General features: G+C 62.0%; 8 protein-coding genes. 2 read left to right on the forward strand and 6 right to left on the reverse strand.

Translation table 11 applies throughout. The features are described 5' to 3' along the window. Positions 1-308: 308 nt before the first annotated feature. Positions 309-1,580, forward strand: coding sequence for a J domain-containing protein (locus QEZ49_RS09745; RefSeq protein ID WP_280386408.1), 1,272 nt, complete (start codon positions 309-311; stop codon positions 1,578-1,580). 120 nt (positions 1,581-1,700) lie between these two features. After that, on the forward strand, positions 1,701-2,402 hold the full coding sequence (locus QEZ49_RS09750) for a protein-L-isoaspartate(D-aspartate) O-methyltransferase (protein ID WP_280386410.1): 702 nt from the start codon (positions 1,701-1,703) through the stop codon (positions 2,400-2,402). Positions 2,403-2,562: 160 nt separating this feature from the next. On the opposite strand, the gene QEZ49_RS09755 is transcribed toward QEZ49_RS09750, so the two are convergent. The 6 genes from QEZ49_RS09755 to tsaE all read right to left on the reverse strand — a co-directional run bounded on the left by QEZ49_RS09755 (position 2,563) and on the right by tsaE (position 12,726). Beyond that, a complete protein-coding gene (locus QEZ49_RS09755; protein WP_280386411.1) occupies positions 2,563-2,994 on the reverse strand; it encodes a hypothetical protein in 432 nt (143 codons plus the stop codon). 172 nt (positions 2,995-3,166) lie between these two features. Next, entirely contained in the window at positions 3,167-3,487 is a 321-nt protein-coding gene (gene trxA / locus QEZ49_RS09760; RefSeq protein WP_068460105.1) for a thioredoxin, read from the reverse strand. A gap of 65 nt (positions 3,488-3,552) precedes the next feature. After that, a complete protein-coding gene (addA, locus tag QEZ49_RS09765; protein WP_280386415.1) occupies positions 3,553-7,143 on the reverse strand; it encodes a double-strand break repair helicase AddA in 3,591 nt (1,196 codons plus the stop codon). Then, the gene (gene addB / locus QEZ49_RS09770) at positions 7,140-10,334 is read right to left on the reverse strand and encodes a double-strand break repair protein AddB (protein WP_280386417.1); all 3,195 of its coding nucleotides are present in this window, start codon (positions 10,332-10,334) and stop codon (positions 7,140-7,142) included. Before addB ends, addA begins: the two co-directional genes overlap by 4 nt. A gap of 4 nt (positions 10,335-10,338) precedes the next feature. After that, positions 10,339-11,109 carry a nucleotidyltransferase family protein gene (locus QEZ49_RS09775; RefSeq protein WP_280386419.1) on the reverse strand — a complete coding sequence of 257 codons (771 nt, stop codon included), beginning with the start codon at positions 11,107-11,109 and terminating at the stop codon, positions 10,339-10,341. A gap of 12 nt (positions 11,110-11,121) precedes the next feature. Then, complete coding sequence (gene tsaE, locus QEZ49_RS09780; RefSeq protein WP_280386421.1) at positions 11,122-12,726, reverse strand: tRNA (adenosine(37)-N6)-threonylcarbamoyltransferase complex ATPase subunit type 1 TsaE; 1,605 nt, start codon at positions 12,724-12,726, stop codon at positions 11,122-11,124. Positions 12,727-12,734: the final 8 nt, after the last annotated feature.

The raw sequence follows: 12,734 nt of genomic DNA on the forward strand, positions 1-12,734 counted from the left end.
ACGCATATCCGCCACAGTCGCGCCCTTGTTCACCATAAGAACACATCCATGCATGCCAACATGGAGAGGGCATAGCGGTGCGTGGCGTCTTCCGCTGTCTGTTTGTAACAGTTCTCGCATTTGCGGGGCTTCAGCCGCTTAGTTCAGCGCTGGCTGACGAACGCATATCCATGCCGTTCGAGTGCGCGATCATAGATGGCCGGATCGTTCTTCAACCTGGCCGCGTGACTGAATACGCCGTTTTGGGCGTGCGTCATGAACGCAAGACATCAACCTGCGCACGAGATGGATCTGGCGGCTGCCGTGCCGTGACGGCGCATCGTTTCGATGTCGCCTGTAACGGTGGGGCTGCGGCATGGATCGATATCGCGGCCGAACTTCGCAATGCCGCTGGCAACCGCGTCTGGATCGAAAACGGCCAGCTCAATCTGTTGATGGCCCGGCCGGATGCCGCCGACGCGCAAACAGAATGCCATCGACGCGAAGCGCAGGCGGCTGCATCGGGTCGCGATGTTGTCATTGAAGGCAACTGCCTGCCATGGGTGCGCAAAGCGGCGCTCGATCATCTGGTGCTACCGGCCGGATCTGCTCCGGTTGATGAGCTTGGTGCGCGGCTGACGTATGCCACCTCGCCGACCCCGCAATTTGCGCCCGTCTATGCCGCGCTGCTGTCTCCCGTGGCGATGACCACGCAGTCCCGCACGCGCGAAACCACCGTCGCTGTCATCGATCCTGAGGCCATGCGCACTGCCGGCACGAGAATGCAGGCGTGGGATACAGTGCTGCAACCGGAATACGGACAGGATGATTGGGTGACGGTTGTGCATTCCGGCGCTGCAGAAAATGCGCCCGGCCATGTGGAAGTGAACGTCGCACAAAGCGCTGGACTTGAAGCGGCTGACAACGCTGTTGTGGGGGCAGAGCAGGCAACGGATGCAACGGTACGCGGTTGGGGCGGCTTGTGGCTGGTGGTATTCAGCGCTTTCGGCGTTGCTGTGATTGCGGCACTGCTGATGAAGTTGCCGCCTCTGGCGCAAAGATACGCTGTTCGATCGACCCGTCTGAGGTTGCGGCGGCGCAGTGTTTCCATAGCCAATGCAGCAACGACGATTTCCTCTTTGCTTGAGCAGACGGCCGACGCCGTGACACAGCTCAAGGGGGCCGGACCTTTGCGCGAAGTGCTGCTGAGTGAGGTGCAGGCAGTTCGCGAGCGGGCAGCGCATGTTGAACTTGCAGCAGGCAAAGGTGATGTCGCACCGGAAAAGTCTGGAATGCAATATCGTGCGATGGTGAGAGATCTGGAGCGTATCCGGCGGATTGTCGACAGCGCCGTCGCGAGCTTGAAAAAGTCCGGAAATACGCAATCGACTTTGCCTCAGACAGCGAGCGAAGCCTACGACGTGCTGGGCGTAAATGCGCACGTGAGTGCGGGCGTGCTGAAAAAGATCGTCGACGCGCTGCGCATGAGCTGGCACCCCGACCATGCCCGCGATGATGCGGATCGCGAGATGCGGGAGCAGCGCATTCGGCAGATCAACATTGCCTGGGATCTGATCAACGGTGAGCGCAAGGCAGCGTAGCCACGCCGCATGCCGCAACGCGTCGTTCCGATCGCTGCATTGGGCAGCATCTAAGTCGATTGCGATGCGGTCTGAATTCCGCTTGTAAACGCTCTTCGGTTAGAACCGCGCTGAGGGGTGATGGCTTCGCAGATGGAGGCTTCCATCGCACCTGAACTCAATGATGGCCGGGCCGCTGATCGCCAGCGCATGGTGGATGAGATCATCGCCATCGCTGCGGAGAGCATGGAAAGCTATCCAGCGGTTTCGCTCGATCCGGCGGTGTTGACGGTGATGCGTCGCGTGCCGCGGCATGAATTCGTGCCGGGCGTCAGGCGGCATGCGGCCTATCGCGACCGTCCGCTTGATATCGGCGATGGTCAGACGATATCGCAGCCGTTCATGGTCGCGCTGATGACCAGCCTGCTGCATCTGAAGCCCAGTGATCGCGTGCTGGAGATCGGCACCGGTTGCGGCTATCAAACCGCGATACTGGCCGAGCTGGCGGGCGACGTGTTTACGGTCGAGATTGTTGAAAGTCTTGCGAAGCGGGCGGCAGCCACGCTGACGCGGATGAGGTATGCGAATGTGCATACGCGCATCGGCGATGGAAACAGCGGTTGGCCGGAAGCGGCACCGTTCGATTGCATCATCGTAACGGCGGCACCCGATCATATGCCCGACGGCCTCGTTGCCCAATTGAAAGAGGGTGGCCGCATGGTGATCCCGGTCGGAGGCACCGAGCAGACGCTAAAGGTTGTCACCAAACAAGGCGGCGGACAAATATCTGAAGGCGATATTATGCCGGTGCGCTTCGTGCCGTTCACCCGCGACGCCAGCTGAGCCTGGGCCCTTGTCCGGCAAAGTACAAGCCCACGCTGCTGTTGCGATCAGCATGGAGTGCTTCCGGAAAAGTGGGCACCGATTTTCCGACAAGAAGCACGACAAAACAAACATCTAGAGCCGTTCCGCGATTCAACGAAACGCTGAAAGGCTCTAGCGGCTACTTCCAGCTCCACACCAGATCTGTCTGGCTGTAATCGAAGGCGCGGCTGGGCGCATTCTCATCGCTCATGTCGAGTTCGCGGCCTTCGTCGTCGAACAGGTGGACAGTGCCATCGATCAGCAGCGTTTTGCCGCCGATCTCGCACTCGTAGGGTACGGCCCGTGCGCCACCCAGTTCGCGCCAATGGTTGCCGAAGCGCGAGCCGGTACAGATGAGTGTATCGGCGTCTAGCGTCTGTTGTTCCAGCTCCGCCTGGATAGCGGCAATCAAGCGTGGCTCGTGCTTGAGCTGCTCCATCACATCGGACAGCGGTATCGTCCCGCCAGCATATGCGGGCGCTGCAGCAAGCAGCGTTGCGGCAAGCGCGCCGAACATGCGGCGCTTGGTGATGTGCGTGACAACGAAAAAAGCGGCTTTTGAAATATGCATTGCGCCTCACCCGGGCAAATTCACTTCAATTCAAACAGCTTATCGCAGGTCGCGGTGCCCGCCTAATGGTGTTGCAAAGGCGCTGTGGAGCAAGGCGTGGCCAACGAAAAAAGGCCCTGCGCTTGCAGGGCCTTCGATCGTTATTTTACGGCACCGTTGACGCGATGATGCGTCAGACGGCGGAGTTGATCCAGTCCTCAAGGCGCTTCTTCTGCACCAGGGCACCGGTGTGCTGAGCGGCAACCTGACCGTCCTTGAACAGGATCAGGGTCGGCATGGCGCGGATGCCGTACTTGCCGGTGACGCCAGGATTTGCGTCGACGTCAAGCTTCACAACCTTGACCTTGCCCTTCATCTCCAGCGCGACCTGGTCGAGAGCAGGGGCCATGGCCTTGCAGGGGCCGCACCATTCCGCGAAAAAGTCCACCAGAACCGGCTCCGAAGACTGCAAAACCTCCTGGTCGAAGGTGCTGTCGGACACTGCATTTGCCATTTGAATTCTCCATTTGAAGCGTAGGTAAGCACCGCACGGCGGCCACGCCTCTTTGTGCAGGGAAGTTAGGAATGCGACCCCTGCCCGTCAAGGTTATCCAGGTCAATGTTCCAGAGGCGCCCGGTATAGTCGTCCAGCAGGGCGTCCGGCAACATCATCATGCGGGGGCCATCGGTCCACAGCAGGGCCGCGCGCACAACCCTGCCGGGATAAATCTCCTGCAATGCAAGCCGGTAGGCGGCAAGCTGGTAAAGATAGGCTGGAGCCACCGTCTCGATGGTTCGGGGCGGCGGGCGATTGGTCTTGTAATCGACGATCAGCACCTCCGAGCCCGTATCCACCAGCCGGTCGATCTGGCCCATCAGTTTCAGCGGAGCGCTGCGTCCGTTGGGATGCGGAATCAGGGCTACGATGGGCACCTCGGCCCGGCTGCTAGGCCCGAACAGATCCGTGAACTGCGGTGCGGTGAGGATTGCCAGCGTCTCTTTGGCGATGCTTGCGCGCATGCCAGCGCTGAGAGCGGCGCCGCGTAGCTCCAGAAAAGTGTGTGCCGCCTGCTCCCATCCCGCAACCGGCAACGTCGGGAGATGTTGCAGCAACGCATGGGTGAGCGTTCCGCGCAGGAAGCGATGCTCGCTGGTTTGCAGGCGCGGTGAAGGAGCGGCGGGCTCTTCCTCGGCCGGGCGGCGGTGCTCCGGCTGCACCGGCAACGCTTCGCCTTCATCGTCGGGCGCGTAGGCCTCAAGACGGGACGGCGCGAGCGGAATGGAAAGCGCAGCCTCCTTTGGCGCAGCGGCGGCGGCCCATTCAGGCAGCGTGGCAATGGTGGTCTGACGTCTGTGTTCGGACTTCGGCTTGCCGGGTGCCGCCGACTGCGGAACGCTATAGCGGCGCGCCGTTGTTCCTTCACCGGTGTCCACCTTCTCCATCAGGCCCTCAAGGCCCTGCTCGATCAGCTCATACCAGCTTCCGGCCATCGGACCGTTCTTGCCTGCGAATCCGGCGACGTAAAGCCTGTCGCGCGCGCGGGTCATGGCGACGTAAAGCAGGCGATTGCGCTCTTCCAGTTCGCGCCGGGATTCGTCCGCCTTTGCCGCTTCGATCAGCGGATGCTTGCCGGTGCCTTTGACAACCCAGACAAACGGCTTGTCCTTCGTGCCATCCGGCAAGGCGACGCCGTCCAGTGTCAGAAGCTCGTCGCCCTTGCCGGAGTTCGAGCGCGTGCTGCACGTATCAGGCAGGAATACTATTGGGGCTTCCAGGCCCTTGGCGCCGTGCACGGTCATGACGCGAACTTCATCGCGGCCCTGCTCCATGTCGCGCTTCACCTCGCTCTCTGCTTTACGCAGGAAGGTCAGGAAGCCCGTGAGCGAAGGCGCTTCGGCATCGTCGTATCGTAGAGCGAGGTTGAGAAACTCGTCGATCGGGTCGGCGGCCTCGCTGCCGAGACGCGCAAGCAGACGCGAACGGGCACCCTCACGATCGAGGATCGACGCGAAGAATTCGAACGGCGGCACGAAGTCGGCACGCGAGCGCCAGCGCTTGAGTGTTTCGAACGCGGTGCGGAAGCGATCGTTGTCGCCTTTATGTGCGATCAGCCCTTTCCACAACGAGCCGTTGCGTCCATGCGCAATGGCCAGCAGGTCGTCATCGTCCAGCCCGATCAAAGGCGACTTCAGCACTTCAGCCAGCGCCAGATCGTCTTCAGGCAGGGTGAGGAAATCACCGAGCGAAACGAGGTCCTGCACCGCGATCTGATCGGACAGGCGCAGGCGATCGGAACCGGCCACCGGAATGTTGCGCGCCTTGAGAGCGGCGACCATCGGATCGGCAAACGGCCTGCGTTTGCGCACCAATATGATGATGTCGCCAGCGCGGATCGGGCGCGCCTCAGAAGCGAGCATCTCGCCTGTATCCAGCCACGAGCGAATGGTGTTGGCGATGCGGTCGGCAACACGCGCGATCGGCTTCTGCTCGTGTTCCTCTTCCAGCGGCGCCCAGCGGTCGGACCTGACAGCGTCCTCGGCTAGCTCCGGTGGCCAAAGCTCGACAACACCACCGTGGCCCATCCGGTGTACGGCGTGATGGATGCGGCTGCGATCAGCCGTGAGCCCCGGTGTGCGCAAATGGTCGGAGAACACGCGGTCAACCGCTTCAAGTATCGGCGCAACGGTGCGGAACGACAGATCGAGTGGGATGCGGCGCCACGCATCAGGGCCGCTCATTTCGGCAAAGCGCGTGCCCATGGCGGCGAACTGGCGTGGATCGGCGCCCTGGAAGCTATAGATCGATTGCTTCTCATCGCCGACGCCGAACAGCGTGCGGATGGTTTCCATCTGCCCTTCGCCGGTGAAGAATTCGCGCGCCAGTGATGCAACGATCTGCCACTGCTCCGGGCTGGTATCCTGCGCTTCATCGACGAGGATGTGATCGATGCCGCGATCAAGTTTGAACATCACCCACGATGCGAGATCCTGCCCGCTGAGCAGGTAAACGCTCTTGGTGATGAGATCGTCATAGTCCAGAGCCGCGCGCCGCATTTTTGCAACCGAATACCGTTGCAGCACGACACTGGCGATGCGGTGAAGCGCGATGGTTGCCTCGACCGCCCGTAGCGCGCGGCGCTCATTATGAAGTTCAAGGCAGTGCATTTGTGCTTCGGTCGCCGCGTCCTTCAAACCGCTGAAGCCATCACTGACGCCTTTTGTCATCAGACGATCACGCGGCTCTTTCTTGCCTGTCAGCAGATAGCCCATCAACGCTTCGGCGCGGGGGGCGGCAGAGCGAGCGCTCAACGCCCTGACGACGTGAGCGGAAAGATCCTGATCAGATTTTTTTCCGCCGGACAACGCATCGCGCAAGCGCATCAGCGTTGCGTCGTCGAACAGATTGGCAATCTCCTCGTCGATCTGGGTGGGTCTGATATCTGCACGCACATTGAACGCACGGCGGAATGCTCGGTCGAGACCATGAAAACTATCGTCTGAATCATCGCCGAAATCGATGCGCAAGGCGCTGTCCAGCCAACGACGCTGTTGCAGCGCGTTTTTGAGGATCTTCTCGAAGACGTCCTCCGATGCGAACGGGATGATGGCGGCGAGGGCCTGTGCCTGCACGTCGCTTCCGGCGCTGCCGGTCACATCGAACAGCGTAGCGTCAATCGCCTCGCGCAGCAGCTTGCGGGCCAGCGTGTCGTCAAGCACGGAGAACCCCGGCGTTACACCGGCTTCAAGCGGAAAGCGTTGCAAGAGGCGTTCGCAGAACGAATGGATCGTCTGCACTTTAAGGCCGCCCGGCGTTTCGATGGCGACCGCGAACAGCGTGCGTGCGAACTGAACTTCGTCGAATGTCGGTGCCCGGTTGTTGAGCTCCTGCAACCTGTCGTGCAGCGCTTCGTCGGGCAGGCTAACCCAGCCTGCAAGCGTGTCGAACACGCGCTTCGACATCTCGGCGGCAGCGGCCTTGGTGTAGGTGAGGCAGAGAATGCGCTCTGGCTTGGTGCCGGCCAGCATTAAGCGCAACACCCGCTGCGTCAGTACGTGCGTCTTGCCGGTTCCGGCGTTGGCGCTGACCCATACGGAGGCTGCAGGATCAGCAGCATCGCGCTGGGATTTTTTTGTGCGTTCGAGATCGTTGACGGGCGGATCAATGCTCATGATGCAGCCCCTTCTGATGCTGTCCCGTCATCTTCGCCGGGCATGGACCATTCGGCCACGCGCGCCAGATGCGCATAGTCGTCATAGAGGTATGTGAAGCCGGGCCGACGCAATGCCCTGTACGGCGTCGCTGGATCATCGAACTGTCTAATGAGCGCGGTTACATTTGTAAGCACCGACGCAACAACCTGATCGAGGTCTGCCTCGCTCGGGTCGATAAACAATTGCTCGCCTGGCGGTTCCGCGCCCGTCGCGCGTATGTAACGCAGACCGGCAACAGGCCCGCGCGGCACCTTGGCGAAGCCGCCGGTGCTTTGTGCAATCGCTGCTTCTAGCGACAGCTGCGGACTGGTGCCATCGAGCACGGATTTCTTGGCCGGGATGCCGCCGGTTTTGTAATCGACAATGACAATGCCATTGCTGCGCACATCGATGCGATCGGCGCGCGCTGAAAGCGTGAACGGCCCAGCAGGCGCTTCGATGATCAGCCGGCCTGAAACCTCCGACACGATGCGCTCCATGCCTTCGCGCCACTGCGGTTCGTGCTCGGCGAACCATTGCGCGAACCGCTCGAACCGTCCTTGCCAGAAGGCTTTGATCCTGGGGTTCTGCGCATAGTTCGCCAGCGTATCCTGCGCCATGGCTGTCAGCTCGCCATGGATGTTTTCGGGTAGCTGATCGGGAAACTTCGCCGCAAATCGGTTCATGATTTCGTGCACGACGCTGCCGCGCAGCGCATTGGTTGGGTCGGCGCCTAGTTCTGGCAGCGGCTCCAGTTTGAGGATCTCGCTGGCGAAAATTGCATAGGGATTTGCAAGCCATTGATCGATGCGGGTCACGCTGATGCGGCGCGGGCGCATGTCCACCGGTGGGCACGGCGCAGGCGCGTTGAGCCGAATACGATTGCCGATGTGATCGCGCATGCGCGCCCATCCGAGCCAAGGCTTGTCGGAATTGAGCGCATCGCTAACGCCAAGTCCCGACAGCAGCGCTTGCATGCGCATCAACCAGCGCGATGGCACCGTTGGCACGCCGTCGATTTTTTCTGCACGCGTCAGGTAAACCCGCGGCGCACCGAGTTGGGATGTAAAATCGTGCGCAGCGTAGCCGATCTTTTCTTCCGGTGATGGCAGGCCAAGCTCAGCGCGCATCGGGCGATTGAGCCATGGACCTGGATCGGCCGCCTCTGGCCAGGTGCCGTCGTTCAGCGAGCCTAGAATAACGACATCCGGCTGCTGCAGACGCGCTTCGAACGGTCCCCAGATCGCAAGGCGCGGATGAACGGCAACGTGCTGGCGCACATTCTCGGCGCTGATGAGGCTGCGATAAAGGTCGGCGTAGTCAGCAGTGCGCACCGAAAGTTGCGGTGCCTCGGGGGCGATCAGGCCGGCAAAGAAACTGGCGCCTGCACGGCCCGCTTCCTCGCGCCAAAGCGGCGAGCTGCCATCGTCAGCATCCGCGTCTTCCGGCAGGCGGCATATGGCTTCGGCCGCAGCAATGTGTGCCTCGGCAAGCTGCGCCAACGGTTGTTCGTCGCGATCGGCAAAGGCTTCAGTCAGCGGCGCGTAGGCTTCACGCAGCAGATCGACCAGCGCGTGCGCGGCGGCCCAGTCTTCCTCCCACAGACGCTTCACCGCCCGTTGGCGGCGGCGGCCCTCATCGACATTCGCCCGCGCCATTTCCAGCGCATCGGCAATGCCGTCGATGCCGCTGCCGAGATAGACATCTCGGAATGCGATAAGTTCCAATGCACGCGCCGACCGGCGAATGGTGAAGGCGTCAAGGCCAAGGCGCGCCAGCGGATGCTTGAGCAAGGCCATCACGGCAGCGGGCGCAAAATCCTCGGCGGCGGTGGTAACGACGAGATCAAGGAACGTGCCCGGCGGTGTTTTCGCAAACGGCCGGCCGGCGGAATCGTCGACACGGATGCCCCACGCTTCAAGCCGCACGGCAACGCGGCGCGCCAGCAGTCGGTCAGGTGAAATCAACGCCGCTGTGCGGCCCGGCGTTTCAGCCGCTTCGCGCAGAATAAGCGCGATGGTTTCGGCTTCGTCCTGCGCTGTGGGCGCCTCAATGAGCGACATGCCATCAAGCGCATTACGCACCGCGTCGGGCATGGTCGTTGCAACGTATCGGCGCCACTTCGCGGTTGTGCTGGAAGGGCGCATCATCTCGGAGATCAGCGCGTCCCGTTCGTGCAGGAGCGGAAGCGTTTCGGTTCCGGGCAACATCTGAACGTCGGAGCGCTGCAAGCCGAGAGCGGTGAGCAACTTATGGAAACCGAACTGCGGATGCTCCGGGTGATGAGCAATCGCGTTCCAGCTTTCCGTATCGAGATAGAGGTCGAGGCCCGGCAGCACGATCGCGCCTTCCGGCATCTGCGCGACCGCGCGCATCAGCTCAACCGTTGCAGGAACCGAGCCCGTCACACCGGCAACAATCACTGGCCCTTTGGGAGGCAGTTTTGCGAGCTGTTCGGCTTGCAGCAGTATTGCGCGGTTGCGCCGCTCCGCTGGAGAGAGAAGTTGTTTCTCCTCAAGGTGCGCGGGCCAGAACGCCGTGATGATTTCGAGAAACTTCAGCGTATCCTGCCAGTGCGCGGCGTATTCATCCGGCACCAGCGTCGCGAGGCGATCGAGCGGAACGTTTTCCGTTTCGATCATGTCCATCAGGCGTGCAAGTTCGGCGGCGAGGTGGGCGGCCTGCGCGGGCGTATTGGCCCCTGCGGCGACAGCGTGATCGGAAAGATGCGCTGCATCGCCGCCTGCACTGCGGATGGCCTCAGACCACCGCTGCACCAGCATGGTGAGCACAAGCCGTCGTTCGATCTCGCTTGCGGCGGGCGGCAGGTCGAGGGCATCTGTGCCAAGCGTTCCGGGGCCAGCGAGGCCAGCCAGCAGCGTCGCATCTTCCTCGCTGGCGGAAATGGGCCGTATCTGCGGCAGCGTCAGCGCGCGCCCACCCGCCGCTGACAGAAACGCCTCCTGCATGCTGCGCGTTGCGCGCCGGGTCGGCAGTAACAATGTGATGTCAGGCAATTCAAGCGGCGTTGGCGGCTTGCCGGTTCCGCCCGCCAGATCGCCGCTCAGGATGGCGTGCGCAACCGAATAGAGAAACGGTCTGCCGCTGGGGACGGTGAACACGCGCGCACCGGCAACCGGTGTGTCCGATGCCTCGAAATCCCCTTCCATGTCGTCAGGCTGCGTCCCCACTGTCGATCAACCTTTCCGCATCGGCCAGAGCTTCCGGCGTGCCAACGTGCATCCATGTTCCGTCGAGGCGGATACCATAGAGTCTGCCATTGTCGATGGCGCGATCCCATAGTTTGTTGAGCGAGAACGGGCCCGTCGGCGCGCCTTCGAACAAACGCGGATGCGCAATGGATACGCCGGCAAATACGAACGGCGCCATCCGCCCTTCAGCACGGCGGTGGAGGCGACCGTCGTTGTCCATCACGAAGTCGCCGGAACCATCGTAGCCCAGGCTGGTCGCGGTTGAGGCGAGCAGCATTGCGCTGTCCATGATGTCCGGGTTCCAGAATGAAAACAGGCGCTCTAGATTCGGAGTGACGCTTTCGATCCACACTGAGTCAGAGTTTTGAATGAGGAATGGTTCCGGGCCGAGCAGAGGCAACGCCTTGACGACGCCGCCGCCGGTGTCGAGCAACTCCGTGCGCTCATCCGATATGGTAACCTGCGGGTGCGTGCGCGTTTTTACATGCGCTTCCAGAACGTCGGCGCAGTAGTGCACGTTCACGACAGCACGTGGCACACCGGTCGCCGCAATGCGATCAAGCACGTGATCGATCAGCGGACGCCCTTTCAGCGGCACCATGGGTTTGGGAATATCGCGCGTCAGCGGAAGCATGCGCTTGCCGAAACCACCGGCGAGCACCATCGCAACCTCAGGGCGCCATTTGGTTCCGTCAGTGTCCGTGCGCGGAGTGTTGTCGTTCTGCGCAGTCATGAAATGCCTCTGTCAGCCAGGGATGGCGCCGCGCAGTTCAGCGGGAAAATGCGCATCGTACCAGTGCCGCAACGGTTCAAGTGCCGGATGGGCAAGGTCGCGTTCCAGATAACGCCATAGACGCGGAATGTGACGCAGGTATCCCGGCTTGTGATCGCGCTTGGCGAGGCGGGCGAAGATGCCGACGATCTTGGTGTTGCGCTGGGCGCCAAGGGCAGCATAGGAGAACGCGAAGCGCTCACGGTCGAAGCCCTCGCGGCCAGCCGACGCGTTGCAATAATAGTCAAGCAGTTCAGTCTCAAGCTCGGCTGGCACATCAACGCGCGCGTCCTGCAGAAGTGAGACGAGATCATAGGCCGCTGGCCCGCACATGGCATCCTGAAAGTCGATTAGTCCGACACGCGCAACGCCTTCGCGCTCCGGCAACCACAGCAGGTTGGGCGAGTGATAGTCACGTAACACCCAGGCGGGCGGCAATTTCTCAAGCTCTGCAATCACATCGCGCCACAGCGCAACAAATTGCGCGCGTGCGGCATCATCGATCGGTGCGCCTTTCACTGCTGGCCAAAACCAATCGGTGATCAGTTCGGTTTCGATGGCCATCGCAGTGCCGTCATACTTGGGCAGTTCGTGTGCGCCATCGCCTGCAACCGGCAACGTGCGTGGTGGCGGAGCGGCGTGCAGTGCAAGCAGCACATCGGTTGCGGCGCGCCATAGCGTGGCCTGGTCGGCGGTGCCCGCCAAAACTTCGGCACCGAACACGCGATCGCCGAGATCGTCGATGATCAGAAACCCGTTTGCCAGATCCTGCGCCCTGATGCGCGGAACAGTAGTGCCGACCGCGCGCAAGGCATCGGCAACGGCAACGAACGGCCGGACATCTTCGGCGAGATGCGCGATGCGGCTATAGGGCAGCCCGTTGCGAATGATCGGGCCGTCGGGCTGGCGCGGCGCATCCATCAGGATTGCCTTGCACTGCGTGCCTGCATAAATGCGGCCGTATCGGCGCGCCGAAGCATCGCCCTGCAGATAGCGGATCTGGCGCGGGTTGGCGGCATCGCTTTCGTCGCCGTTGCCGTAGACGAGTGCGCGCATGGCGATGAAGCGTTGCAGCCGCGAAGCCCATGCGCCGAAGCCGGTCAGCGTGATACGGCGGGTTGCGTTGACGACATCGTCTGCGGTGTCTTCGCCCCCGGCGTCGATGCTTTCATCCGGATCGTCGATGCGCACTTGCAGCCGGTCGTGGGGCAGAAAGCTTTCTGCGCGCTCCGGCCATTCCACCAGCGCGATGCCTTCCGTCAGCGCCAGATCGAGCCCCAGTTCGTCCAGCTCTTCCGGGGCGCCGAGACGATAAAGGTCGAAATGCGCAACGCCCATGCGCGGTGTTGTGTAGGTCTGCACCAGCGTGAAGGTGGGGCTCGGAATTTCTTCCTGCGCGCCGTCCATCAGCGTGTGGATGATGGAACGCGCCAGCGTGGTCTTGCCCGCACCCAATTCGCCGCTGAGCGTCAGCAGATCGCCGGTGCGGGCGACAAACGCGAGATCCGCGCCGAGGTTGGCAAGCTGGGCCTCGTCGAGGCAGGGAAACACATGGGTGAAAGCATCGGGCGCCGGCATACGGGCTC

The organism is Hyphomicrobium sp. D-2 (assembly GCF_029872155.1).
In the GTDB taxonomy this organism is placed as follows: domain Bacteria; phylum Pseudomonadota; class Alphaproteobacteria; order Rhizobiales; family Hyphomicrobiaceae; genus Hyphomicrobium_A.

Excerpts from the sequence above, each read along its gene's own strand:
- addA (WP_280386415.1), bottom strand. The coding sequence starts at position 7,143 with ATGAGCATTGATCCGCCCGTCAACGATCTCGAACGCACAAAAAAATCC.
- addB (WP_280386417.1), bottom strand. The coding sequence starts at position 10,334 with ATGGAAGGGGATTTCGAGGCATCGGACACACCGGTTGCCGGTGCGCGC.
- tsaE (WP_280386421.1), bottom strand. The coding sequence starts at position 12,726 with ATGCCGGCGCCCGATGCTTTCACCCATGTGTTTCCCTGCCTCGACGAG.
- QEZ49_RS09750 (WP_280386410.1), top strand. The coding sequence starts at position 1,701 with ATGGCTTCGCAGATGGAGGCTTCCATCGCACCTGAACTCAATGATGGC.
- QEZ49_RS09775 (WP_280386419.1), bottom strand. The coding sequence starts at position 11,109 with ATGACTGCGCAGAACGACAACACTCCGCGCACGGACACTGACGGAACC.
- trxA (WP_068460105.1), bottom strand. The coding sequence starts at position 3,487 with ATGGCAAATGCAGTGTCCGACAGCACCTTCGACCAGGAGGTTTTGCAG.
- QEZ49_RS09755 (WP_280386411.1), bottom strand. The coding sequence starts at position 2,994 with ATGCATATTTCAAAAGCCGCTTTTTTCGTTGTCACGCACATCACCAAG.